Raw genomic sequence first — 25,418 nt, forward strand, 5'->3', positions numbered from 1 at the left:
GGCCCTCTGCTTACGAGAACTTTCTGCGCGGTTTTTAGTCGATTTTTGAGCCGGACGGTCAAAATGCACAAAAGCAGGGCGGCAAGTTTGGCGGGTCAAGGAACAAAATTTTCAAGCAATCTATTTGAAAATCGTTTGAAGTGTGGTATTATCTTTGTAAAATATGCCACAAAAACGGAGAGAACGCTCCGTGCGGCGGAAAGAGGGAAAAACCGATATGAAATACGCAAGCAACAACATCCGTAATATCTTGATTGCAGGCCATGCCGGCAGCGGCAAGACGACGCTGACTGAGGCATTGGTCTATTTTTCGGGCGCAGCGGAGCGTATGGGCCGGGTCGAAGACGGCACCACGATTTCGGACTTTGACCCTGAGGAAGCAAAGCGCAAGGCCAGCCTGTCGGCGTCGGTCGTCCCCGTGGAGTACGAGGGCATCAAGTACAACTTCATTGATGCACCGGGCCTGTTCGATTTTGAGGCCGGTGAGTATGAGGGCATCCGGGCTGCGGAGAGTGTGCTGGTGTGCGTCTCCGGCCGCAGCGGCGTGACCGTTGGTGCCGAGAAGGCTTTCCAGCTGGCCCGCAAGAACGGCAAGGCCACCATGGTCTTTGTTTCCAAGTGCGACCTGGAAAACGCGAACTACTTCAAGATTCTGGAAGACATGAAGATCCGCTTCGGCTCCACGATCTGCCCCTGCGTCGTCCCGGCCAAGCTCGACGACGGCACCCCGGTGTACATCAATCTGTTCAGCCAGAAGGCCTTCAAGTATGAGGGCGGCAAACAGATTCAGGTGGATCTGCCCGACATCGGCCACCGCTTCCAGGGCCTGATCGAGGCCATGAGTGAGGCCATCGCCGAGACCGACGATGAACTGATGGAGAAATTCTTCGGCGGTGAGCCTTTCACCACCGAGGAGATCGTCGAGGGAATGCGCAAGGGCGTCAAGGACGGCCTCATCACCCCCGTCTTCTGCGGCAGCGCGGTCAACCAGCAGGCGCTGGATATGCTGCTGTTCAACATGCACAAGCTGCTGCCCAGCCCGGAGCACGAGGAGTGCACCATGGCCGAGGATGCTAGCGGCGAGCCTGTCGAGCTGCACTGCACCGAATCGGAGCCTACCGCTGCCTACGTCTTCAAGACTGTGGCCGACCCGTTCGTGGGCAAGCTGAGCTATCTGCGCGTCATCAGCGGCAAAGTCACCGCAGGTTCTGCCCTGACCAATGCCCGCACCGGCGACATCGAAAAGATCAACAAGCCCCTGACCGTCCTCGGCAAGAAGCAGATTGAGAACGACGGCATCGGTGCCGGTGACATCGGCGCTGTGGCAAAGCTGGTCAGCGCAAAGACCGGCGATACCCTCTGTGATGCTTCCCGCGTGGTCAAGCTGCCCGCACCGGTCTTCCCGCTGCCCAGCCTGTTCATGGCCGTCACCGTGGCCAAGAAAGGCGACGAGGGCAAGATCAGCAGTGCGCTGGCCCGCCTGATGGAAGAAGACCCCACCCTGAGCTACGAGAACAACGCCGAGACTCACCAGCAGATCATCGGTGGTCTGGGTGAGCAGCATCTGGACGTCGTCAAGGCCAAGCTGAAGAACAAGTTCGGCGTCGAGATCGGCCTGGAGGCTCCCCGCATCGCCTACCGCGAGTCCATCCGCAAGGCCTGCCAGAAGCAGGGCCGTCATAAGAAGCAGACCGGCGGTCATGGCCAGTTCGGCGATGTCGTCATCAACTTCGAGCCCTGCGACAGCGAGCAGGTCGTCTTTGAGGAAAAGGTCTTCGGCGGCAGTGTCCCGAAGAACTTCTTCCCGGCCGTTGAAAAGGGCGTTCGTCTGGCCGCAGAAAAGGGTGTGCTGGCCGGTTATCCTGTGGTCGGCCTGAAGGCCACCCTGCTGGACGGCAGCTACCACCCCGTGGACAGCTCCGAAATGGCCTTCATCATGGCGGCGAAGCTGGCCTATAAGGCCGCGATGCCCGAAGCTGGCCCCGTCATCCTGGAGCCTATCCACACCCTGAAAGCGCACGTTCCCAACGACAACACCGGCGATATCATGGGCGACGTCACCAAGCGCCGCGGCCGTGTGCTGGGCATGGAGCCGGATGAGGACGGGATGCAGACCATCATCGCCGAAGTGCCGCTGGCCGAGCTGAGTAGCTTCACCACCTTCATCCGTCAGACCACGCAGGGCCGCGGCTGGTTCACCACCGAGTTTGCCCGCTATGAGATCCTGCCCGAAATGCTGGTGCCCGCCGTCGTCGAGCAGGCCAGAAAGCTGGGCAACCTGGACGAAGCTGCGGATGATTGAGCACAGCGCCCGCTATTTTACCGCCAATTGAACCCAAGCAGTCCGTATTCGCTGCCCGATCTGCCAATGGCTCGCCCTTCGGGAGAGCTGGCATCGCGCAGCGATGACTGAGAGGGTAAACATCAACATCTTCAAGGCCCCGTCGGCAATTCCCTCTGCCGGTGGGGCCTTTTGCAGTTTTTTGCATTGCAGAACCGTCGTTTTTGTTGACAATATCCCGGCTTGCCATTATAATAGAACAGTCAAAATAGCACTCGTGCGCGGCTTCGCGGCTGCGCCAATCCAATAGACAAGGAGAGAATCCCAAAATGGCACAAGAAATCAAGATGTCCGCTGCCGGCCTGAAGGCTGTGCAGGATGAACTGGAATACCTCAAGACCGTCCGCCGCAAGGAGCTGGCAGAAGAGATCAAGGAAGCCCGCAGCCACGGCGACCTGTCGGAAAACAGCGAGTACGATGAGGCCAAGAACACCCAGGGCCTGGTCGAGAACCGCATCACCGAGCTGGAGCAGATGGTCAAGAACGCTGTCGTCATCGACGAGAGCGAGCTGAGCGTGGAGAACGTTGCCGTCGGTACCCATGTTACCATCCTGATGACCGGCGAGGATGAGACTGAGGAGTACGATATCGTCGGCCGCACCGAGGCAGACCCTCTGAGCGGCAAGATCAGCGATGAAAGCCCCGTCGGCCATGCCCTGCTGGGCAAGGCCGTGGGCGAGAAGGCAGAGGTCTTGCTGCCCACCGGCCACACCGTGGAGTACACGGTGCGGAGCATCACCCACGCAGCCAACTGAGCAGAATACGGGAGGAAGCAATGGAAGAGCAAAAGAGAAATCCTGCTGCCGGCCTGAGCGAGAGCGAACAGGTGCAGGTGCGCCGCCAGAAGCTGGCCGACCTGCAGGCTGCGGGTCACGACCCGTTCACCCTGACCAAGTTCCCGCAGGATGCCTATTCGGCTGACCTGAAGGAAGAATTCAAGGACCTGCCCAATGAGACCGACTCCGGCAAGAAGGCGGCTCTGGCCGGCCGTATGATGTCCAAGCGCGTCATGGGCAAGGCCAGCTTTGCCCATCTGCGCGACGATAAGGGCGATATCCAGCTGTATGTCCGCCGCGATGAGCTGGGCGAAGAGTCCTACGCTGCGTTCAAGAAGCTGGACGTCGGCGATATCATCGGCGTCAAGGGCGAAGTGTTCCGCACCAAGACCGGTGAGCTGAGCGTCCGCGCAGAAGAGCTCACCCTGCTGGCCAAGAGCCTGCGCCCCCTGCCGGAGAAGTTCCACGGCCTGACCGATACCGAGACCCGTTACCGTCAGCGCTATGTGGATCTCATCGCCAACCCCGAAGTCAAGGAGACCTTCGTCAAGCGCAGCCAGATCCTGAAGGAGATCCGCGCATATCTGGACGAGAAGGGCTTCCTGGAGGTCGATACCCCCATCCTGACGCCGTTTGAGATCGGCGCTTCGGCCCGCCCCTTCTACACCCACCACAACACCCTGAACATGGACATGGTCCTGCGCATCGAGACGGAGCTTTATCTGAAGCGCCTGATCGTCGGCGGCATGGATCGTGTGTATGAGGTCGGCCGCATCTTCCGCAACGAGGGCATGGACCCCAAGCACAACCCGGAGTTCACCACCATCGAGCTGTATCAGGCATTCACCGATTTCCACGGCATGATGGATCTGGTCGAGGAGCTGTACAAGCGCCTGGCCCTCAAGATCTGCGGCGGTATGGTCATCCCGTATCAGGGCAAGCAGATCGACATGGGCCACTGGGAGCGTCTGACCATGATCGAGGCCGTCAAGAAGTATTCCGGCGTGGATTTCAACGACTGGAAGACCGACGAGGATGCCATCGCTGCAGCCAAGGAGCACCACGTCGAGCTGCCCGAAGTGCCCACCAAGGGTGCCATTCTGGCCGAGTTCTTCGACGCCTTCGTCGAGGACAAGCTCATCCAGCCCACCTTCATCTACGATTATCCCGTCGAGATCAGCCCGCTGGCAAAGCGCAAGCCGGATGATCCCGCCTTCACCGAGCGGTTCGAGTATTTCATCGACTGCACCGAGTACGGCAACGCCTTCAGCGAGCTGAACGACCCCATCGACCAGAAGGGCCGCTTCGAGCGCCAGGTCGCCGAGCGCAAGGCCATCGAGCCCGACTGCAAGGCTCAGGTCGATTACGACTACGTCAACGCTCTGGAGTACGGCCTGCCTCCCACGGGCGGCCTTGGCTTCGGCGTGGACCGCCTTGTCATGCTCCTGACCGACAGCGCCTCCATCCGTGATGTGCTGCTGTTCCCCACGATGAAGACCCTGGACCCAAAGAAGGCTGAAAACAAAGCCGAAAAAGCAGCGGTAAATTGTTCTGCAGAGGATGCAACCGTGTCCGCGCCAAGCGTACAGATTGATCTTTCCAAGGTGAAAATCGAGCCGTTGTTTGCAGATGATGTAGACTTTGAGACATTCAGCAAGTCTGATTTCAGAGTGGTTAAGATCGAAGCCTGTGAGGCAGTGCCGAAGTCCAAGAAGCTCCTGAAATTCACACTGAATGACGGAACAGACCGGAAACGCACCATTTTAAGCGGTATTCACGAGTATTACGAGCCGGAAGAACTGGTTGGTAAGACCTGTGTGGCAATCACAAACCTGCCGCCGAGAAAGATGATGGGTATTGATTCCGAGGGTATGCTGATTTCCGCAGTGTACGAGTATGACGGACGGGAAGGCTTAAATCTTTTGATGCTGGATGACAGTATTCCGGCAGGAGCAAAGCTGTACTAAAGAGGTCATTTACTACAAAAAATCGCGTTACTACAACTTTTCTACAACTTTTGCGCGAGACCCTACGAAACCGGATGAAGCAATATGAAAGGCGGATCTGCTTATAAAATGCAGATTCGCCTTTCTTTTTACATCAGCTTCATGTTCACACTAATGTTTTTTGCCTTCTCCTGCATATTCTCTTGTGTGATATGGGTGTAGATGTCCATTGTAGTAGAGAAATCGGCATGCCCCATGACTTGCTGAATGAATTTAACATCGTTGGTGCTTTCGCAGAGCCGGGTACAGAAGGTGTGCCGCAAGTTGTGAACACTAAAATGAGGGAGCAGATCCGGTTCACGGTCTTCCAGTTCAGCCTGATCCATTTCCTCCATGTTGTAAGTTACGCTGATTCTCTCAATCGCCCGATTGATATTGTGGGCGCTCATGAATGAGCCGGTTCGGTTGCGGAAAACAAAACCGTGAACTCCTCCTAATACCAGTTGATCGTCTGGATACAATGCGTCGATGGTTTCAATCTGGAGGCGAAGCTGCTCGGCCACCTCTGGATAGAGGATAGGGATAATTCGTGTACCGCTCTCAGTTTTGGGAGTGGTAATGTGAAATCCGGCTTTTCCGTCAATGACCCGGTAGATTAAGTTGTGGTTGACCGAGATTGTGTTTTCGCTCAAGTTAATATCGCTTTTGGTAATGCCGGTACATTCTGCTACACGCATTCCTGTTCCAAGGAGCACAGTCATGATGGGGAGCCAATGGCTGTATGTAGGGGACTTGGCAATAAAACGCAGGAAATTCTGCTGTTGCGTTTTTGTGAGTGCGATCCGCCGTTTAGGCTTTGGAGCGCTGCCATCCGTCTTGAGCTTGCGGTAAATGCCCTTGCTGGGATTTTTGCGGATGTAATCGTCGTCCACGGCCATTTCAAGCGTAGGGTGAACAATGGTGTTGATGCTCTCCAGTGAGTTGATAGCAAAGCCGTGTTTCAGCAGTTTGGTATAAAACGCGAGAATATCACTTCTGTGGATTTGTGGCAGAGGCATGTTAGCGAAAGGCTCTTCTTTCACATAGAAGTCCCACAGGTAAAGATAATTTGCTCTGGTAGAGGGCTTCAGTTTGATGTTGTTATTCATGTAGACCTTGAACATATCATTCAGGGTAAGCTTCATGGCTTCCTGAGTACGGATGCCATCATCCTTATCTTTGTTGATCTGCTTTTCTTTGACACGAAGACTTGCGAGATCGGAGTCGTAAAGATATTTCTTTTTAGTGCCTAATTTGTAGACATACATATAGCTGCCATCTGCCCGTTGTGTTTCTCCGGGCCGAAGATTTCGTCCTTTGTTGTCTTTTCTCACTTTTGCCATTACTGGTACCTCCTGATTATAAAAGTGTAGTGCGCCTTACTGGCATGGTTATTTAGCCGGAAATATCATAAAGATATTCTTTGATACGCTGGACACTCCATAGGACACGGGTGTTCATAGTAATGCGTGCATTGGCAAGATCCCCAATCTGTACTGCAGTGTGCCTTCCACAGCACAACAGTTTGCAAAGGGTATCGGTATCAACAGCCAAGCACTGCTCCGGCGGTAGGTCATTCGGTTTTCTTTTCTCCATAATCGTCCTCCTTTTTTCGATTACAATGATCCCTTACGATTTGTAGAAGAAGGTTTTCAACAAAAACAATGAAAACGGTCTTGAGGTCAGGAGGTATTGAAATAACAAAAGAACTCTAATGGGGCCATTTCCTACGCCAGAACGGTTCTGCCGTGTATTTCAGGCTGCTGCTGTGCAGCACTTCGATTATGGGCGCGCTTCTGTGGTCATCGCACACTGTCCAGAATTCCTGTATAACTCCCCATAGAGGTTATGAACTTGTCAAGGTACTAAAAGAGCGTAGGGATCATCCGGTATTACCAAATGATCCGATACATCCTATAAATAGGCGGGGAAGAAAGAACTTCTGCAAAGAGGAAAGAAAATTTAAAGAAAATCCAAAAATCAATATATAGAATGTTTGAATTGACAAGCACTATATATTGTGTTAGAATTGCAATGTAATTGATTTTTGTGCGTTGCCCGTCAGGGTACACAGGCTTTAGGGCTTGTGTTGCGGAGTAATGACTGCATTGCACACGCTGTTAATTTTGTACTTGTGTCAGTAGTATCACTGCGCCTTTTCAGGCCGGTATATTGCTGGCTTTTTTTATTTTACGGGATTTACCCACCATTGCGAGAATGACATCGGTTCATAGGCAACTATGGACGCCAGGCTTTATGCCGTCTGTCATTCTCGCTTTTTTATTGCCTGTAAGCCTGAAAGGGCTTTAAGGATAAATCAAAACTGAGAAAGGCAGGTCATGTACATGAATGTGAAGCAGAAAAGAAAGCAGAATGGTCGGCGGGTCAAGCCGGCATACTCCACGGACTGGAAGATGAAGAGACAGGCAGTATCTTCGCTCCGGCCCCGAAATGTTGCACCAATGGCGAGGGCAGTTATTTTGCCCCGAAGATCACGAAGGGGGATTTGATATGTCTGGCAGCAATAGTGCTGAACGAAAGCGGCATGAACCGCTGGTGCTGGTAGAAACGGCAGATCTTTCGGAAGAAGACTGGCTGGATTACCGGCGCCGTGGAATCGGCGGCAGCGATGTATCGGCGATCTTTGGCACTTCTCCATTCCGGACAGCCAGGGATTTGTACTACGACAAACTGAACATAGCGTCAGTGGAAGATGATGAGGGCAACTGGGTTGCCATGGAAATGGGGCATTTGCTGGAGCCTCTGGTAGCAAAGATATTCGAGCGGAAAACCGGATATCGGGTCTACCAAATCAAAAAGATGTTCCAGCACCCACAGTATCCTTGGATGCTGGCTGATGTGGACTACTTTGTGGAACTGCCGGATGGCACCACAGCGATCCTTGAGATCAAGACCACAAACTATAATGCCAGAGATAACTGGTGGATGAATGGGAAGGAGACTGTTCCAGTCTACTATGAATCTCAGGGGCGTCATTATATGGCAGTAACGGATCTTGACCGATGTTTCTTTTGCTGCCTGTATGGTAACAACGAGGAGGAAGTTATTATCCGGGAGGTCAAGCGTGATTTCGAGTATGAGGCTGAGATGGTCTTTTTGGAGCAGTATTTCTGGGAAAACCATGTGCAGCGCCATGTGCCGCCGCCCTATACAGAAAGTGGGGCCTTGATTATTGAGAGCGCACGCAAACACTTTGGCCCGGCAGATAAAAATGCCCCGGCCGTTGCACTCGACCTGGATATGACTGCAAAACTCATGCAGTATTTGCGGCTTTTGGATGAAAAGAAAAATGCAGAGGTGTACTCCAAAGAAATCGACAAGGATATTCAGCGTCTGAAGGCGCTGTTGATTGCGGAAATGGGTACCAGCTGCACTGCAGTCTGTGAGCAGGAGGGAGTGAACTATACGGTTACCTATACCCCTGTTCGCAAGTCCATCATCGACAAGGATAACCTGCTTCGGTTGAAACTGGAGCATCCGGATATTTACGAGCAGTTTGTTACAGTATCCGAATCCAGACGGTTCAGCGTTAGAGCCTCGATTATGGAGGCCGCTTAGTGAGGTGAAAAAGGATGAATTGTATTGGAATCTACGACGGGACGATTTTTTATAATCCTGCCAATAAGTTTTGCATCGTCAGTGTAAAGACCGCAGACCAGAGCGTGCCAGCCGAGGCCAGGTCAAACAGACGGTACAAAGACCATTTGATCCGCTTTACAGCTGTGGGGTATGAGATTCCACGGACAGATGCGGTAGAGCTGGAACTGGATGGTGAATGGACAAAGGGCAAGTATGGTGTCCAACTCCAGGTGGAGCAGTGGCGTGAAATTGTGCCCAGAACAAAAAACGGCGTAGAGGGCTATCTTGCCTCCGGGCTTATCAAAGGGATTGGTCCTAAAACTGCCGCAGACATTGTGGAGCGGTTCGGTGTGGCCACACTGGATATTCTGGAACACCAGCCGGAGCGGCTGTTGGAGATCCGGGGTATTACGGAAAATAAATTGGAGGACATCAGAGCCTCTTATGCAGAAAACCGTATGCTCCAAGGAATTATGACTTTGCTGGCGCCATTTAAGATTACTCCCAAGACAGCATTGAAAATATATCAATATTTCGGCCCAACCAGCGTAGAGATTTTGGAAAAGAGCCCATTTGAGCTTTGCCAGATCTCCGGCTTTGGATTTCGGCGGGTAGATGCAATCGTACAAAAGAGCGGGGGTGATCTCCATGACCCTATGCGTATCAAAGGGGCTGTCTTTTGTGCGCTGGATGAGGGCAAGGGTAAACGAGGCCATCTGTACATCAGTTCTGAAGAACTGGAGAAATCAGCGCTGAAGCTGCTCAATGAGAAGATACCTGTACCGGAGCTTCGCCTGCATCAGCAGGAAGTCAGGGATATGATGCAGGAAATGATCCTGAATGGAGCAATCGTTTCTGTGAAGGATAATATCTATCTTCCCAGAGTGTTTGCCCAAGAGGACGAAACGGCGCGCCGGATCGCCCAGCGTCTGGTCACCCAGATGCCAGTAGAGCATATTGCGCCGGTGCTGGAACAGGTCAAGGTTGAAATGGGGCTGCGCCTGTCTGCACAGCAGGAGGCTGCGGTCTATGCAGCATTTAGGCATGGCTTGTCAGTGATTACGGGTTCTCCTGGTACTGGTAAAACAACAGTGCTGCGGACGATACTTGAGGTTTACCGGCGGCTGCACCCTGATGGCAAAATTGCTCTTATGGCGCCTACCGGTCGGGCAAGCCGCAGGATGTCGGAGAGCACCGGCTTTGAGGATGCCCGGACATTACACAGTGGTCTGGGACTGACCAGTGAAGAGGATGAGGGTAGCCGGAACAGAAAGTCAGAGCCACTGTCGGCCGATTTAATCATTGTGGATGAGTTTTCCATGGTGGATATGTGGCTTGCCGAGAAATTCTTTGAGCGCATGAAGGCAAATGCCAGAATCGTGCTGGTAGGCGACCCAGATCAGCTTCCCAGCGTAGGAGCCGGAAATGTTTTCCGTGAGATCATCGAGACCCAAATCGTCCCGGTAACGGTGCTGGATCAGATTTTCCGTCAGTCGAAGGACAGTCTGATTGCCTATAATGCCAAATTTATCAACGAGGGCAATACCAAACTGTTTTACGGACCGGACTTTGTTTTCGTGTCTGGTGATAGTCAGGAAGACACCGCTGAAAAGATTACAGAACGGTATTGTTTGGAGATACAGGAGAGTGGCATTGAGAATGTGCAGATTCTTTCACCTTTCCGTTCAGAAGGTGCCGCGTCGTCGGAACAGCTGAATGAGACCATTCGTGAATTGGTCAACCCATTCCGCTCTGCGGAGGAGGAAATCAAGTTTGGCCCCAGGATATTCCGGGTCAATGACCGCATCATGCAGACCAAGAACACAGAAAAGGTCTCTAATGGAGATCTGGGCTTCATCCGGTATATTAAGGACACTGACCAGGGTAAAAAAATCGGCATGGATTTTGGCGCTGGCAGAACACTGGAATACGGCGTAGATGATTTGAGCAATGTGGATCTGGCTTATGCTACTACGATCCACAAGGCTATGGGCTCTGAGTATGAAACAGTCATTATGCCGCTGCTCAAAGCGCACACCATCATGATGTACCGTAATCTGCTCTACACCGGAATCACGCGTGCCAAAAAGCGGGTGGTGCTGATTGGGCAGAAACAGGTATTGTTTATGGCAATCCATCGTAATGAGATTGGAAAGCGAAATACGCTGCTGGGTATGCGTATTCAGATGTATTTCAAAGCCTACGCAAAGAAAGCCGGTATCCCCATTCCGGCTGCGTTGGAAGAACAATTAAAGAACGCAAGTTAAAAAAGGGAGGTCAGGTGCAGAAATGGCACTTGGCGTCTCCTATTTTTATGTCAGAAAGGAGTTTCCAACATGAACGAAAAAAGTAATCCGATGCCTATGATGTACAAAACAATTCCGGCAGTGGCAGAACTGAACAAGGTGCCGGGCTTTGACCCGCTCAAATTTCTGCGCCATAAGGTGTCCAGAAAAACCAATGAGGAAATGCTGCAGTTGGAATTGCCCTATCAGAAGCTGTGGTTTCGCCTGCGTCACCCCCAGGGCCGCATGAAACTGACTACTCTGCGGATCACGGAACAGCTTGCGATTATGGAGGCCAGAGTTTATCTGGACCGCAGTGATGCAGAGCCTATCAGTAGTTACATCTCGCAGCACAGTGCAGAAGAAGGTACCGACTATGTACAGGCTGCCCAGGATGAGGCATTGAGTGCTGCGCTGTCGGATGCCGGTTTCGGTCTGCAGTTTGCCGATGTTGCTGTTGACAGTACGGGCAAGGTGTTTGGAAGCAGTATTCCGCTTTCCGGGACGGCTCCTATCCAGCAACCGATGCCAAATGCGGCGCAGAGGCCCGTAGAAGCCCCTGGAGCGGCGCTGCGGCAATCTGGCGGGGAAGTTCATGCCCGGCCGGAAAGAGCGCCTCAGAACGCCGTAGAGGGCCGTAATGCTCCTGCTCGTCCGGCGCCTATTCAGAAACCTGCGGCAAAGCCGGTTCAGAATGAACAGCCCCCGGTTTCTCCGGTACAGCCAGTTGTCCAACAGATGGTTGCAGAAGAGAAGGAGAATAGGGATACACTGCCTGCCGGCAAGGTAGAGGAGAATGCTCCCAATATGGAGCTGCCGGTACCGAGCCGCGAGGTTACATTGGATAGCAGTCCAAAACAGGATGATGCGTCTGAGCAGCCGGCCGCCTCCGTATTCCAATCGGATGAACCGGAAGAACTGCCTGTGGCGCCTGTTGTCCAACAGGAAGCACCCGATCAGCCTGTGGCGCCTTCTTATACGGAGAGCACTCCGGTAGAAGACATCTTGAAGGTAATGACCTTTGAAGAAGCGCAGAATGTGGTGGTCGATAGCGGTCTGAGCAAAGGAAAGACCATGGCAACAGTTGCCAAGGAGCGTCCGGTGAGTCTGAAATTCTACCTCACCCCAGGCAACAAGAGCACCAACAATATCGTTCGTGCTGCGGCGCAGATCATGCTCGATGGTATGGCCGCACAGAAAGCCGGATGATAAGCAGCCCCATCTATGGGGTCAAGAAGGGAGGGAGAACAGATGGACTCATATCCAGGAGATTTTCCGTTCGGTATTATGGATGTAGTGGAACTTCTACATCTACGAATCAGACGCCGACAGGCAAACAGTGTATATGTGGATTGCCCGTTTTGTGGTGACCGTCGCGGCAAGATGAATGTGAATTTCGTCAAAAATGTCTGGCGGTGCAATTATTGTGATGAGCATGGCGGTATGCTTGCGCTTTACGCGCGGCTAAACAATACGACTACATCCGATGCGTATTGGGAGATAGGAGAAGCCCTGTGCAACGATTTTCACAGGGAACGGCCGAACTCTGGATATGAGATGGCAGGAAACCAGCAGGCTGGCACTGGGTCCCCGGTTTCGGGGACTCAGACCGACTTTGCCGGATATGAGAGGAGGGGCGAACTAAAAACAGTGCAGCAAGCAGAACGGGCCAGCGGACAGGAAATTCATCAAACGCTTTCGCTGCTGCTCGCTATGCTGCCTCTTCAGCCTGCCCACCGCAACCATCTGCACTCCCCAAAACGGGGACTGTCGGATGAACAGATCGACCGGATTGGGTTCAAGAGCACTCCACCCCCATTCCTTTGCCGCTCCATTACCGAGCGGCTGATGAAACAGGGATGCAAGGTGGAGGGGGTGCCCGGCTTTTATCTGGATGACAGCGGGCGCTGGACCATGAACTTCTACCGAAAAAACGCAGGGATTTTGATTCCGGCTGTGGGATACGACGGTATGATACATGGCCTGCAGATCCTTTTGGATAGTCCGCTCAAGCAAAAAGATGATCCACCGGATAAGTCAGGAGCCAAATACATCTGGTTTTCGTCCTCGTCCAAAAATATGGGCGTCACATCCGGGAGCCCGGTACATTTTATCGGCCATCCATCTGCTCGAGTGGTCTATGTCATTGAGGGACTGCTGAAAGCAGACATCTCACACTGCCTGACAAACCGGACTTTTGCGGCGATTGCCGGCGCAAACAACACAAGCCAGTTGGATACGCTGTTTGCACTGTTGGCACAGAATGGCACTGAGGAGATCATTGAGGCTCATGATATGGATAAGTACAGTAACCAAATGACCTCTAATGGGGCATCTAAGATCTATCTGATGGCCCGAAAAAATGGAATGGCATGTCGTCGGCTGACCTGGAATCCGAATTATAAAGGGTTTGATGATTGGCAGCTTGCCCTTCGGGAGAAAGAACAGAAGGAAAAGGAGGTGCAGAGAATGAATTTTAAGCAGCAATATCTGTGCGGTAAGTGTGATTTTACCTATATAGATGGCTGCGTCGAGCTTTGGCACACCAGAGCGGAGAAAGATTTGGATCTGACAGAGTATCTGGGGCTGACAAAGGAAGAGTATCAGATATTTCTTGCTCAGGGCAATCGGGCGCTGAAGGATATTCTGGACAGCCAGAGAGTTTTCCGGAGATTTTGCATTTACCAGCTTTGCCTGGGTGAGACACAGACGGTACCTTTCGCGTTCAAGCAACTGGATGCACTGCGTAAAGCTGGATATGAACAGCCGCCTGCCGCCGCCTATCAGACGGTATGGAGCGCAGAGGTTTGTTGCCCAAAGGGGCAGAATGACATGGAAGTGCTGGGGCGCCTGTTCCTGGACTTTAATGAGCATTTGCCGGAAGATTACAGAGGCCGTCCGTTGGCTCCATCTGATGTGGTGGAACTGGACTGCCAAGGCAAACGCACATACTTCTATGTGAATGACTGCCGGGATTTTGCGCCGGTACGCTTCTCCCCATTCTTGTGTAAAAGACTTCCGGAGCCTGCTCAAAAACAGGAATGAAGGGATAGGGGTCAGATGCGTATTGCAGAAAAGAAGAAAAGCCAGATTACAGCACTGTATGAGCAGTGCTCCAATCTTCCGGCAGATGTCAGAAGTTGTCTGGAGAATGGCTACTTTACCGTAACGGTACCTCCACCCTGGAATATGAGCAATCAAAAGACTGCGCAGGAGGTGCAGGACAAAATCAAGGAATGGTCAAGGCAGTATACTGGCGTGGTCTGCTACTGTTTTGACAGCTTCAGCACACTTTTATATGTGCTGTGAGCAACACACAATGGCATGGAAAGGGTCATAACGGCCTGCTCTATGCCATTTTTTGCGAAAGGAGATTTTACAATGGGTGTTTTTTCAGAAATAGCAATGGAGCAGCAAAACAGTATGTTCGATTCGTCTGCAGCCTTTGAGGATGATGAAGCCTTTGAGCTGGAGGAGATGGAATCTTTGCCTGTGCCGCCTGTAGGTACAGACACTGTCCCAGTATCGGCGGCTTCGGTTTGTGCCGGTGAGACTGCTTTGGCTGATGCAGAGGAGGAACCTGCGGATGAAGTAGCGCCTGCTGGGGAAGAGAAGTCTGCTGAGGAGGGGAATTCGGCACAACCGCCCGCCGCAGAAGATGAAGAAAAAAAGCGTGCGGAGCATGAGGCGGCTGAAGCCCAGCGCAAAGCGGAATTTGACGCCAAACAGCAGGCGAAGAAAGCCGCGGAGCAGGAGCAAATCGCCCGTCTGGAAGCGATGAGTGATGAAGAAGTAATCGCGGCCTCTACCCAGAGGGTGAGTACCGATGTGGAAAAACTGACACGGCGAAATATGAAGGAATGTGTGTCCGAGCATATCCAGATGCTCTGTATGGAAGATACGGCGTTTGCCCGTCTGACGATGCATCCGAAAAAGAATATGATCCGCTGTTTCCAGTACATCAACCGAAAGGCATGGGATTATGTGCAGGATGAACTAAAAGCAAGCGGAACCCGCCCTGGTCCCGGACAGCAGACATATGGCTGCGATGTGCCGGATGATATGTGCTATCAGTGGGCGGAAGATTATTTCCGTGACCCTGATGCCAAGGAAGACCATGAGGATGAGGAGAAGTTTGTTCCCAAGCCGTATGCTGGGAAGTCCTCTGCAAAGAGCAAACCTAAGAAGGCGGCAGAGAAGAAAAAGACGGAACCCAAGGCGGCACCCAAGCAGGAGGAAAAAAAGCCTTCTCAGGATGGGCAGATGTCGCTGCTGGATTTTGGGATGGCAAAGGCAGGCTGAGCCGGCAAAGGAGGAAAAATGCAGAATGATTGCTTATAAGGGTTTTCGCCCCGGGCTGATATGCCGTGGCTATCAGTTTGTGATGGGGCTCAATACGACTGAAAAAGCAAATTGCAGGGAAAATGGATTTCACTGTGCGGAAAATCCGCTCGACTGCCTTAGCTATTATTCCAGCCTGGAGCATTCGGAATATTATATTGTCAACGCCGGCGGCGACATCGATGAAGATGAGCATGACTCCAAAATCGCCTGTACGGAGTTGACTGTGATTAAGCGGCTAACCAAAGAGGAGCTGTTTTTACATGGTTTGGCCTACATGGTAGATCACCCGCGCAGGGTGTGGAGTTCCCATGTGGCAGCCAACCGGGCAATGGCGAACTGCGGTTATGCGGTGGTACGGGGGAAAGACCCCGTTGCCACCGGCAGACTGGGAGACATCCTTGCTTTTGCGAAGGAAGCGCCGGATTCGGAAAGTATCGTACAGGTTGCTGTAGGACAAATTGATGGTGTCACATTACTGCCGGATGTGTGGTATGGCGTGGATTTGACAAGAAGGACGGTGAATTGAGATGAAAAAAAGAGCCCTGATGGCACTTCCCAAGCTGACAGCGACGGATGAGATGAAGCAGATCGCGGCGTCAGACTTGCCAAGAAAAGAAAAAATCGCCTACGGATATGTTCAGGAGGTTTGTGAGTATTATGTTTACCTGAGATGCATCACGCAGGATGGGATATTGAAGGTGGCTTTCTTTTTCCCAGAGCATCTTCGCATAGACGGGAATAGCCCAGCTTACGAAGTGTATCTGGATAAAGAAAAGCGGCAATTTATTACTTATAATAGCCTGAACCAGAAATGGTGTGAGGCCAAACTGGACAGATTGGACTGGAAGCGCCGATACTGGTATATCAAAGCCTACTGGGTCAGCGAGGAAGATGAGACATCTATACAGGCATATCTGAACATCAATAAAAAAGCGGTAGAGGCAATCCGGCAGTTTCAGCGGAATGTGCGTGAGGAACAGCTCGAACAGCGGCACCGGCGGGAAACTGATCCATGGGATAAGGATATGGAACAGGTGCCGGAGCTTCCCAAGGACTGGAACCGCTGGGTGGATAAGGTTGCCATCCGGCAAAATTACATTTACTACCACTACAAAAAGGGCGGCGCCAAAACAGGTTACTGTACCTACTGCGAAAAGGAAGTGCCGATCAAGGTGCATCCCCATCACAATCAACAAGGCCGCTGTAGCTGCTGCCGACATCCGGTGGTATTCAAAGCCTATGGACGAGCGGGGTATATGCAGACAGAAAAACATTTTGCCTACCTAATCCAGCGATGCAAAGACGGTTTTGTAGTTCGTGAATTTCAGGCTGACCGGACATATGGGAAAGAAAGCCTTCCAAACTCCAAGCTTTATTGTCAGGAAATCCGGCGCACGATTTATGACCGGGAAAGAAAACCAAGAACCTACTATTGGGGTCTGTATAAACAGCGAAATATGCGCTGGATTTCCGGAAGCCCCTGTTCTTATAGTTGGTCTGGTTCACATGATGGACGGGTCTATGGAAAAACGCTGCCAACTCTGGAACAGAAGGAACTTCGATGCACAGGGCTGGTCAACTGGATTCGGAAGCAGAAAAGTGTTGACCCGGAAAAATATCTGGCAGTGCTTGAACGGATACCGCAAATGGAGCAGATCAGCAAGGTGAACCTGCCGAAGCTTACCAAGGAATGTTTCAGTTCCTGCGGAACAGTCAGTGAACTAATCAAAAACCATAGTGCCGGGAGTCTGATTAAAGCTCTGGGCCTTGACAGCAGGAGGTTTCAGCGACTTCGGCTCCATAATGGAGGCTGTGATCTGCTGCGGTGGCTGCAATATGAAAAGGGCACCGACAGGGAAATCCCAGATAATGTCCTTTTGTGGATGTGTCAGCAGAACATTAGCCCCAGGGATGTCCAGTTCATTGCTGACCGCATGAGCATGGTGCAGGTCTATAACTATGTACGGCGTCAGATGCCATCCTTCCGGAGAAACAGCCATGAGGTATTGCGTACCTGGGAGGATTATCTTTCCATGGCAAAGAAATTGCACATGGATGTATATGATGAGATCGTATATCGCACCAGAAAACTGCGGCGGCGCCACGATGATCTGGTGCTCAAATGCCAGGAGAAGGATATTGAACTGCAGGCCGAGGAGATGGAGGAGAAATTCCCCCATGTTAATGCTATCTGTCAGGAAATCAAAGCGAAATATGAGTACGCCGATGCGGATTACATGGTAGTGGTGCCAGACGGTATTCTGGACATTATTACCGAGGGGCGTGCGCTCCATCACTGTGCAGGCAGCAGTGACCGCTACTGGGACCGGATTGAGCGGCGAGAAAGCTTTGTGATGTTTCTGCGTAAAACGGCTGATCCTTTCCATGCCTATTACACGCTGGAAGTGGAGCCAGATGGAACAGTGCGGCAGAAACGGACGGAATATGACCGGCAGAAGAAGGACATTGAGCAGGCGACCGAGTTTCTGCAGAAGTGGCAGCGGGTGATTACTGCCAGGCTGACAGAAAGCGACAAGGCGCTGGCTGCGGAAAGCAGGATTCTTCGTGAGAAGGAGTTTATCCAGTTGAAGAAGGATCGGGTCATCATTCATACCGGCCATTTGGCAGGAAGGCTTTTGGCGGATGTGCTGATGGCTGACCTGATGGAAAACACGGATAGCATCCAGTCTCCGGCATTGGCTGCTGCAGCGTGACAAAATGAGAATGGCCGGGCGTCCTTGAGGGCGTCCGGTCATTGATGAAGAAGGAAGGAGCAGAGCATGAAACAAATTGGAAATCTGGCAGTGGTTTGCGCCAGGCGACAGGATGTGCTGCTGCAGGTTGGCAGTGAAAAGGTATGTGTCCATGTGGGAGCCGGGCCAGAGCGGAATACGCTTCACGCAGCGTGGGACGATGATGACGCCATTCAGCGTATTGTCCATGAATTGAATTTTGGCAGATATGCAGCCGGCAGAAATGGGCTGCATACCGCACAGCAGGATTGCCCTGTGGGGCGGGGAAAGGAGAAAATTGCATGATCAAAAACCTGAATCAGCTGCGCAGGACACTTCGGGAAGGGACGCAGTTGGAGATATTGGATCACTGTCGGCCGGAATGTATTGGGCAGATACGGAACATTACGCTGGTAAACACGCAGGGCTTTTATAGTACCGTAGCGAATCAGCCAGATGCGTCTGCCAACAGAGGCAACGGCGGCCGCGGCCCGATCCTTTGGTGGGGCAGAGCCGCCCACTGGCAGTTTGCAGACGGTGTTTGCAGTGTTTTCGACAGTGAACAGAAGCATACGGAAGAAGAACTGGTTATGTCCTTCCGGGTACTTGAAAAGGAGGCAGCATAATGGAACGGAATATTTTTGAAAAGCAGAGAGACTTGAATGACCGGCTCAACCGTTATCGGGATGAGTATTATAACCACAACGCTCCCAGTGTGTCAGATGAGGTCTATGACAGACTCTTTGACGAGTTGAAAGAGCTGGAACAGGAAACGGGAATCCAAATGGCAAATTCGCCAACCCAGACAGTAGGCTATCCTGCGGTGAGCAGGCTGGAGAAAACCAGACATGAGATCCCGCTGCTGTCTTTGGATAAGACTAAGAGCAGTATGGATCTTCTGAATTTCATGGGTGAGCAGCAGGTGATGCTGATGCTCAAACTGGATGGCTTGACTGTAAAGCTGACCTATGAGAATGGAGAACTTCTGGAGGCGGCTACCCGTGGCGATGGTGACGAAGGGGAGATCATTACCCATAACACCCGAGCCATCAGCGGTATCCCTTCCCACATCACCTACAAAGAGAGACTGGTTGTGACGGGCGAGGGCTTTATCAGACCCAGTGATTTTGAGGAACTGAAGACCAGCCTACAGGACAGCAGCGGTAAGCCCTATAAAAACGGCCGCAATCTGGCTGCCGGTTCCATCCGTCTGATGGATGCCAAGATATGCCAGGAGCGTCGGCTGGTTTTCATGCCGTTTGGTGTGCTGGAGGGCTTTCCGCACCTGACCCGGAAATCAGATAAGCTACGGGAACTGCGCGCGTTGGGGTTCCAGCCCTGTAAGTATCTGGTCACAAAGCAGAAACTGACGCTGGAAAATGTGGAAGCCGGTATCTATCAGCTGCGGCAATATGCCACTGACAAAGATATCCCCATTGACGGTATCGTGGTTTCGTTTAACGACATCGCCTATGCCCAGAGCTGCGGCCGCACCGGACATCACTATAAGGACGGTCTGGCCTATAAGTTTGAAGATGACCTGCATGAGAGCCTGCTGCAGTACATCGAATGGACGCCGGGCAGAACCGGAGAGATTGCTCCGGTAGCAGTATTTACGCCGGTGGAAATCGATGGCTGTGAGGTCAGCAGGGCCAGTCTGCACAACCTGTCCTTTATTGAGGATCTGGAACTGATGGCTGGAAACCGGATTCTGGTAAGCAAACGAAACATGATCATCCCCCACGTGGAGGAAAATCTGGACAGAGGCGGCTTCTCTATGGTGGATACGATTCCCCATGTTTGTCCCTGCTGTGGACAGCCTACCCGCATCCATGAATCAAGTGGAAAGGGCGAAAATGGCGAGGATCGCATCATCAAGACGCTGTACTGTGATAACCCTGACTGCGAGACACGTCGGCTGAAAAAGTTCGTCCATTTTGTCAGCCAGAAGGCAATGGACATTGAAGGGCTGTCGGAGGCTACATTGGAAAAATTCATCGGTCAGGGATTTATCCATAGTTATCTGGATATTTACCGTCTGGATCGTTACCGGGCTGAAATCGTCCGCATGGATGGGTTTGGTGAAAAGTCCTGGCAGCGCCTTTGGGACGCTATCCAGCAGAGCCGAAACACCACCTTTGAGCGGTATCTGATTTCTATGGACATTCCTATGATCGGCAATACTGCCAGCAAGGTATTGGGTCGTGTATTCCACTATGATTTGGATGAGTTTCGGGATGCGGTCTATGGCGGCTATGATTTCCGGCAGCTTCCGGATTTCGGGGAGACATTGCATAACAATATCCACGACTGGTTCTGCGTGGAAGATAATTTTTGTATTTGGGAGGAGTTACAGACTATGATGAGTATTCAAAAGCCTGCTGTGGCAGAACACAGCGAAGACAGGGTGCAGGATAATCCCTTTGTAGGAAAGACTATCGTAGTTACCGGCAAGGTGGAACCCTACACCCGGGACGGAATCAATGACCTGATCGAATCACTGGGAGCCCATGCCGGCAGCTCGGTGTCCAAGAAGACGGATTATCTGGTCTGCGGCGAAAATGCCGGCAGCAAGTTGTCCAAGGCCAGGGATTTGGGCGTTACGGTACTGTCACCTGCGGAGTTCTTCAGCATGGCCGGCGCTGAGTAAGAAAATATAGCATACCATCGGTATGCTGTCAGTTGATCAATGGGGAGAGAGCCATGCTGCGGCTCTCTCCCCATATCTTTTATGGAAGATTTCAGGTAGGAGGGATTTTAATGCATATCGACAGGATACCGGTTTACCGGGTATATCAGAGGGCTATTGATTTGGAGCTTTACCATGCCTTTGCCGAATTGGTAGTACAGACTTCTCAGGACGATACGGCGAGAAGGACTTACCGACAAACAAGGGCGATGCAGATATGGCAGGTGGAAACGGATGTGTCCGGCTATTTTGAACCATATCATCTGCGTTATCCTGGCGAGGTGTTGGAGCGGTTTGAGGAAAAACTGGGCAATGATGTCCGAGTTCTCCGCGCTCTGGCCCTGGCGCTGGGAAATACCTGTGCGATCCAGTCTGACAATATGTTTGTGGGCAATCAGCGGGGAGCATTCCTCCAGAAATTGCGGCGATCTGCCGGAGAAGATGTGTACCTGCAGGGCGCTCTGTATCTTTTGGAAACAGATGCGGCACAGCGCCATGCCCTGTTGGAGAAACTGGCAGAAAGAGAGTGTACGAGAACGGAAGAAGCCCTGTTTGTACTGTCGTTATTTGATGATAGGGAACATGGCTATGAGGTGATGCATACCCAACTCAGTCATCTATTCACACAAAATCGGACACTTTCACTGGTATATGATTTTGGTGTGCTGGAATGGTTCATCCGGTTCTATGAAGAGCAGGCAAAGAAATACCGCGGGAAAGCCGACCTGGTGCTGCGCACGCTGATGAAACTGCCATATATGAATATGAAGCCCGACAGCCGCGAATTTTCGGTTTTGACTAAAGCAGGGTATCGCTGCGATGAAATCATTTTGGCAAACTCTCTCGCTGTATGGGCGGACAGGCTGCCGGACCGGTTGAGTTCCAAGAGCATCACTGCCGAGAAAATCGCAACAGCGTGTGGGCGGATGCTTCTGAATGCTCCAAAGGATCTTTCGGAAGAATTTTACGAGTATCTTGGCTGGCTGTTTCAGTTCTATAACAGCTTTACGGTCAAGTACGAAGGATTTCAGGGACTCTGGGAAGCGGTTCAATATGGTTTGAACCCCACAGCACCGAAAACACTGTTATGGATGAATCAAACGATACAGAAGGATTTTCCGTACCGATTTGATGTGTTTGATCCTCAGTACGATAATCTGGCGAAGGAACTGGAGCGGGATAACTACATGGAGTTGTTTACCCTGCAGATGCTGCATTCCAGACAGACGATCCCTTTGAAACAGTGGCTTTCCAGATATCAGGAACTGACCGGAGCTGACTATGGAGAATATTTCAGAAGTTGGCATACGAACGGTAGGCGGGCATTTGCCTTTCTGGCGGAAAAGAAGGAAATCAATCTATGGGAGTTTTTCAAGCAGCATCGGCAAGATGGTGAAGATGCGCCACAACTGAAACTGCTGCGGGAGTATGCCCTGAGAATTTCAAGTTGGAGGTGTTTCCGGTTTGTAGAGAGGCTACTGGCTGAGTACACTTTTTCCCAACTTCAAACGATATTTGGCAAGCGGTTTTACTTTCACGAATGCTTTGTCAGGAGTGAGGGGTATTACAGCAGAAGGGAATATAAAACATACATCAGCCGTCCATTCCTATCTGCAGAGCAGCATCGACAGCTCTATGACTGGGTGGAGCGTTCAGTTTTCCAGACTGAGCCGGAAAAATATGAGGACTTCGTTTTAAGTGCCTTAAAAGCACCGGAGATCCAACGCCTTTATGATAAAAAAGCGCTGGCAGCGGTGTTGCGGCAGTTTTTGCTCCACAGGGAGTATAACGGCTATGAAATCAACCGGCTGAAGGAAACATTCTATTCCAAGGAAGAGTTGGAGGATGAGCACAGAGCCGAAGCTGAGAGAAAGGAGCAGGAAAAACGACTGGAGCAGGAAAAACGGACCATACAGAAACGGGAAAAGCTGCAGCAACTTTATAACGGCAGCGCCGAATCTCTTGTGAAATTCATAGGGGGATATTATTACAGGGATGAGAAGAAAGAGGTACTGGATATGGCATTTGATAAGTTGGTGGAATGGCCCGCCGGTTGTGTGCAGACAATGGATGCCAAAGATGCACACGCCTTTTTTGAGCTGTGTGGTGAACTGGTAGAGTCTGAACCCCGGCCAAGGCATGAGATTTTGAATATGGTACTGACAATGATCGGAGGTGAAGCAGCATGAGAAATACATTAAAACATCTGACCCTATTGACCAGAATGAAAGATGACGGATTGCTTCCGACGCTTACAGGCAGCTTTTCAGAGGATGCCATAGCGCAGGCATGTGGACAGGTGGAGACACTTCAATTACAGGAACGGCTGCACATCCGAAAGACAAAGCGGATACAGGAAGAACTGGTTCGGGTGCCGGACTTTGCAGCGCTCTATGGTGCGTTGTGCAGGCAGGAGATTGGCGATGAAGAAATTGCTTCAGCCTTAGAGTCGGCAGACGGGTATGGAGAGAGACTGACAGCGTATCCCCAAGAGCAGGTGCTGGCAGTCATGAAATTGGAACTGTTGCCTTCCCTGCGGTTTGAATACCTGAAATACTATTTTCCCTTTGTGATGTATGAAGAAGAGGAGCAGGTCATATTGGATAACCTGCAGACTTTTCCCATTGCGGAGTGGAAGGGACTTTCCATGCTGACGGAGCACCAGCGGGATATGATGCGGCAGCCGTTTCTTGGTTCGTATCTTTTTTGCTGGCATCAAAATGAACGGGAAGCTCTGGAACTGTTGGAACAGAATTGTCCGCTCCAGAGAGTCTGCATCTTGCTTTATCGGTATGGCGTGCGGCTGTTTCTGTCAGTAGAGCGACTGAAAGATCTCCGGTGGATGAAAATGACCGATGTGGGAAAATTCCGCCGGCTGTTGGCTGTATTTGAATATGACGCAGAGGATTTGTCTGCTTTTTTTGGCCTCTGGCTGGACAACCATGCCGGACAATATGACCTCAACTGGTTTATCTCCCAGCCACATCCTTTGAGCAAGGAACAGAGGGAAGAAATTTTATGCAACCAACTGAGTTATCTGAATGCTCTGTATGCCGGCAGGCTCCATCTGGATTTTAATGCTGTCCGGCAATTCCAGTTTTCAATTCTCATTTATGCGGTGGAACATAGAAAAAAGCATTTTTTGGAATTGGTGGATCAGAACAGTGAAGTGTTCCTGTCCTTGGGGCGATACTCTCTATTGTTTGAGCCGGGCTTTTGTGAGCACTGCAACATCAATTCCCTGACGCTGAAGAATTTGAAAGCCAGCGATTCTGTGAACCGCAGCGACAGCTTCTTTACGCTTCTGGAAGAAGGGCAGCAGTACACCTTTGAGGAAATGTATCAGCTTTGGCATCAGAAAGAGGTTTATGTCCGGTTATACACTATGCTGACACCTCTTTCCATAGATCAGCGTTTGCTGACGCTTCGGCAGCTGATAAAACGGGATCTGGTCAGCCAGTATACAGGAGATGCAGAGTTGGAGCAGCTTGGAAAATGTCTGTTGGAAAGGCCGTTTAGCGAATGGTATCGGGGTTCATTTGGACATATCTGTGGGCTGACCCGGCGGATTGCCATGGGGCTGCTGCAACACTATACGCAGCTGCAGGCATTCATACCGGATTTCACTACAGAGTCGGATGCGGTATTTACCCTCAATAATATGACGGCTCTTTTGGAAAGGACGGATTGGAAGCAGGTGCGGAAAGATATTCTGACAACAGATGCAGACTGGCTGGATCTAAAAGAAAAACTGGCATTTTCGGACGATTTTGTGGAGCAGAACCGGGAGACTGTCACGGAATTTTTACTGCAGGGCGGCGCGGCTATGGTACGCGCTCTCTATGGGGAACTGGACGGGCAGGAGCTGGCTGTTGAAGCGTTGCGACGGATCGTACAGGCTGAATTGATGGGCCAGTTCTATAAACTCAAATATTTTGCTGGTGACCTGCAGCGTGAGATTCGCTACCCTGTCAGCGAGATGCAGGAGAGCCTCTGGAAGAAAAATCTTTCGTTGGCGCGAGGTGCATTTTGGGCAGAAGAGGTGGATGATTTTTACCACACTCTGCGGCTTGGTGAACTTCCTCATAGTACCTGCTTGTCTTACCGTACTGGAAGCCAGAGGGAGTGCCTGTTAGCTGCCTTTGACTCTAATAAGAAGATTGTCCTTGTGAAAAAGGATGAAGCGGTGGTGGCTCGTGCCTGTCTCCGCTTGACAAAAGGTGCATTTCAAAAACCGCCTGCCGTCGATTTTTCTTTTGCTGATCTGTCGCAGGAGAACATGGATATCGGAAAGCCTGTTACCAGTGAGAAGCCTGTGCTGTTCCTGGAGAGTATCTATACTTTCGGACTCAATGATATTGAAAAAGAGGAAGTAATGAAACTGGCAGTTTCCCTAACGACACAGAAAGCGGCAGAGCTGGGTGTTGTGGCAGTACTTGCAAGACGGTATCTGGGCTGCTATGAACGGGATGAGTATGTGCTTGCACCGTTCTATGTGTACATCTCAAAATCCAAAAACGGATGGCAGTATCTGGACTCTCTGGGAGGAGCAGCATATACCTCAGCAAAAGAGGAGTATGTAGAGCATCCATTCCTGGTCATACAGACTGCCATGCATCATGCAGGAGCACATAACAGAAACGAGGTGGATTATGAATAATAGGAC

General features: G+C 51.4%; 18 protein-coding genes. 16 read left to right on the forward strand and 2 right to left on the reverse strand.

Annotated elements, in window-relative coordinates; all coding sequences use genetic code 11:
- The first annotated feature begins 217 nt into the window (after nt 1-217).
- The 3 genes from DWY95_RS03525 to lysS all read left to right on the forward strand — a co-directional run bounded on the left by DWY95_RS03525 (nt 218) and on the right by lysS (nt 5,084).
- A complete protein-coding gene (locus DWY95_RS03525; RefSeq protein WP_118552386.1) occupies nt 218-2,302 on the forward strand; it encodes an elongation factor G in 2,085 nt (694 codons plus the stop codon).
- A 308-nt stretch (nt 2,303-2,610) separates the two neighbouring features.
- Nucleotides 2,611-3,096: a transcription elongation factor GreA gene (gene greA, locus DWY95_RS03530; RefSeq protein WP_118552388.1), complete on the forward strand. Its 486-nt coding sequence runs from the start codon at nt 2,611-2,613 to the stop codon at nt 3,094-3,096.
- 20 nt (nt 3,097-3,116) lie between these two features.
- The gene (lysS, locus tag DWY95_RS03535; protein ID WP_118552390.1) at nt 3,117-5,084 is read left to right on the forward strand and encodes a lysine--tRNA ligase; all 1,968 of its coding nucleotides are present in this window, start codon (nt 3,117-3,119) and stop codon (nt 5,082-5,084) included.
- A gap of 128 nt (nt 5,085-5,212) precedes the next feature.
- On the opposite strand, the gene DWY95_RS03540 is transcribed toward lysS, so the two are convergent.
- Complete coding sequence (locus DWY95_RS03540) at nt 5,213-6,445, reverse strand: site-specific integrase (RefSeq protein WP_006874387.1); 1,233 nt, start codon at nt 6,443-6,445, stop codon at nt 5,213-5,215.
- Between the two features lie 52 nt (nt 6,446-6,497).
- Nucleotides 6,498-6,698 (reverse strand): hypothetical protein, encoded by a 201-nt coding sequence (locus DWY95_RS03545; protein WP_003501914.1) that lies wholly within the window; start codon nt 6,696-6,698, stop codon nt 6,498-6,500.
- Nucleotides 6,699-7,613: 915 nt separating this feature from the next.
- On the opposite strand from DWY95_RS03545, the gene DWY95_RS03550 reads away from it, so the two are divergent.
- From DWY95_RS03550 to DWY95_RS03610, 13 genes are all read left to right on the forward strand, one after another.
- Nucleotides 7,614-8,681, forward strand: a complete 1,068-nt coding sequence (locus tag DWY95_RS03550) for a lambda-exonuclease family protein (RefSeq protein WP_050624129.1) — start codon at nt 7,614-7,616, stop codon at nt 8,679-8,681.
- A 14-nt stretch (nt 8,682-8,695) separates the two neighbouring features.
- Nucleotides 8,696-10,969 carry an ATP-dependent RecD-like DNA helicase gene (locus DWY95_RS03555; protein ID WP_118552392.1) on the forward strand — a complete coding sequence of 758 codons (2,274 nt, stop codon included), beginning with the start codon at nt 8,696-8,698 and terminating at the stop codon, nt 10,967-10,969.
- A 69-nt stretch (nt 10,970-11,038) separates the two neighbouring features.
- Nucleotides 11,039-12,196, forward strand: a complete 1,158-nt coding sequence (locus DWY95_RS03560) for a hypothetical protein (protein WP_118552394.1) — start codon at nt 11,039-11,041, stop codon at nt 12,194-12,196.
- A gap of 42 nt (nt 12,197-12,238) precedes the next feature.
- Nucleotides 12,239-14,032, forward strand: coding sequence for a YodL domain-containing protein (locus DWY95_RS03565; RefSeq protein WP_118552396.1), 1,794 nt, complete (start codon nt 12,239-12,241; stop codon nt 14,030-14,032).
- Between the two features lie 15 nt (nt 14,033-14,047).
- Nucleotides 14,048-14,296 (forward strand): hypothetical protein, encoded by a 249-nt coding sequence (locus DWY95_RS03570; RefSeq protein ID WP_025529719.1) that lies wholly within the window; start codon nt 14,048-14,050, stop codon nt 14,294-14,296.
- 72 nt (nt 14,297-14,368) lie between these two features.
- Nucleotides 14,369-15,289 carry a Cas9 inhibitor AcrIIA9 family protein gene (locus tag DWY95_RS03575; protein WP_050624133.1) on the forward strand — a complete coding sequence of 307 codons (921 nt, stop codon included), beginning with the start codon at nt 14,369-14,371 and terminating at the stop codon, nt 15,287-15,289.
- A gap of 25 nt (nt 15,290-15,314) precedes the next feature.
- Complete coding sequence (locus DWY95_RS03580; RefSeq protein ID WP_050624134.1) at nt 15,315-15,857, forward strand: hypothetical protein; 543 nt, start codon at nt 15,315-15,317, stop codon at nt 15,855-15,857.
- A gap of 1 nt (nt 15,858) precedes the next feature.
- Nucleotides 15,859-18,045, forward strand: a complete 2,187-nt coding sequence (locus tag DWY95_RS03585) for a PcfJ domain-containing protein (protein ID WP_118479212.1) — start codon at nt 15,859-15,861, stop codon at nt 18,043-18,045.
- Between the two features lie 66 nt (nt 18,046-18,111).
- Nucleotides 18,112-18,369 carry a hypothetical protein gene (locus DWY95_RS03590; RefSeq protein ID WP_025529721.1) on the forward strand — a complete coding sequence of 86 codons (258 nt, stop codon included), beginning with the start codon at nt 18,112-18,114 and terminating at the stop codon, nt 18,367-18,369.
- Nucleotides 18,366-18,689: a hypothetical protein gene (locus tag DWY95_RS03595; RefSeq protein ID WP_003501931.1), complete on the forward strand. Its 324-nt coding sequence runs from the start codon at nt 18,366-18,368 to the stop codon at nt 18,687-18,689. The genes DWY95_RS03590 and DWY95_RS03595 overlap by 4 nt, the downstream gene beginning before the upstream one ends.
- Nucleotides 18,689-20,713: an NAD-dependent DNA ligase LigA gene (gene ligA, locus DWY95_RS03600; protein WP_118479214.1), complete on the forward strand. Its 2,025-nt coding sequence runs from the start codon at nt 18,689-18,691 to the stop codon at nt 20,711-20,713. Before DWY95_RS03595 ends, ligA begins: the two co-directional genes overlap by 1 nt.
- 110 nt (nt 20,714-20,823) lie before the next feature.
- Complete coding sequence (locus DWY95_RS03605; RefSeq protein WP_118523227.1) at nt 20,824-22,941, forward strand: hypothetical protein; 2,118 nt, start codon at nt 20,824-20,826, stop codon at nt 22,939-22,941.
- Nucleotides 22,938-25,412: a hypothetical protein gene (locus DWY95_RS03610; protein WP_118479218.1), complete on the forward strand. Its 2,475-nt coding sequence runs from the start codon at nt 22,938-22,940 to the stop codon at nt 25,410-25,412. The genes DWY95_RS03605 and DWY95_RS03610 overlap by 4 nt, the downstream gene beginning before the upstream one ends.
- Nucleotides 25,413-25,418 lie beyond the last annotated feature (6 nt).

The organism is Faecalibacterium sp. AF28-13AC (genome assembly GCF_003478405.1).
In the GTDB taxonomy this organism is placed as follows: Bacteria; Bacillota; Clostridia; order Oscillospirales; family Ruminococcaceae; genus Faecalibacterium; species Faecalibacterium prausnitzii_E.

What these genes read in the sequence shown, in the direction of transcription:
- DWY95_RS03575 (WP_050624133.1), top strand. Translation starts at nt 14,369, where the DNA reads ATGGGTGTTTTTTCAGAAATAGCAATGGAGCAGCAAAACAGTATGTTC.
- DWY95_RS03565 (WP_118552396.1), top strand. Translation starts at nt 12,239, where the DNA reads ATGGACTCATATCCAGGAGATTTTCCGTTCGGTATTATGGATGTAGTG.
- DWY95_RS03550 (WP_050624129.1), top strand. Translation starts at nt 7,614, where the DNA reads ATGTCTGGCAGCAATAGTGCTGAACGAAAGCGGCATGAACCGCTGGTG.
- DWY95_RS03610 (WP_118479218.1), top strand. Translation starts at nt 22,938, where the DNA reads ATGAGAAATACATTAAAACATCTGACCCTATTGACCAGAATGAAAGAT.
- DWY95_RS03595 (WP_003501931.1), top strand. Translation starts at nt 18,366, where the DNA reads ATGATCAAAAACCTGAATCAGCTGCGCAGGACACTTCGGGAAGGGACG.
- lysS (WP_118552390.1), top strand. Translation starts at nt 3,117, where the DNA reads ATGGAAGAGCAAAAGAGAAATCCTGCTGCCGGCCTGAGCGAGAGCGAA.
- DWY95_RS03545 (WP_003501914.1), bottom strand. Translation starts at nt 6,698, where the DNA reads ATGGAGAAAAGAAAACCGAATGACCTACCGCCGGAGCAGTGCTTGGCT.
- DWY95_RS03580 (WP_050624134.1), top strand. Translation starts at nt 15,315, where the DNA reads ATGATTGCTTATAAGGGTTTTCGCCCCGGGCTGATATGCCGTGGCTAT.
- ligA (WP_118479214.1), top strand. Translation starts at nt 18,689, where the DNA reads ATGGAACGGAATATTTTTGAAAAGCAGAGAGACTTGAATGACCGGCTC.
- DWY95_RS03585 (WP_118479212.1), top strand. Translation starts at nt 15,859, where the DNA reads ATGAAAAAAAGAGCCCTGATGGCACTTCCCAAGCTGACAGCGACGGAT.
- DWY95_RS03605 (WP_118523227.1), top strand. Translation starts at nt 20,824, where the DNA reads ATGCATATCGACAGGATACCGGTTTACCGGGTATATCAGAGGGCTATT.
- DWY95_RS03590 (WP_025529721.1), top strand. Translation starts at nt 18,112, where the DNA reads ATGAAACAAATTGGAAATCTGGCAGTGGTTTGCGCCAGGCGACAGGAT.
- DWY95_RS03540 (WP_006874387.1), bottom strand. Translation starts at nt 6,445, where the DNA reads ATGGCAAAAGTGAGAAAAGACAACAAAGGACGAAATCTTCGGCCCGGA.
- greA (WP_118552388.1), top strand. Translation starts at nt 2,611, where the DNA reads ATGGCACAAGAAATCAAGATGTCCGCTGCCGGCCTGAAGGCTGTGCAG.
- DWY95_RS03525 (WP_118552386.1), top strand. Translation starts at nt 218, where the DNA reads ATGAAATACGCAAGCAACAACATCCGTAATATCTTGATTGCAGGCCAT.
- DWY95_RS03560 (WP_118552394.1), top strand. Translation starts at nt 11,039, where the DNA reads ATGAACGAAAAAAGTAATCCGATGCCTATGATGTACAAAACAATTCCG.
- DWY95_RS03555 (WP_118552392.1), top strand. Translation starts at nt 8,696, where the DNA reads ATGAATTGTATTGGAATCTACGACGGGACGATTTTTTATAATCCTGCC.
- DWY95_RS03570 (WP_025529719.1), top strand. Translation starts at nt 14,048, where the DNA reads ATGCGTATTGCAGAAAAGAAGAAAAGCCAGATTACAGCACTGTATGAG.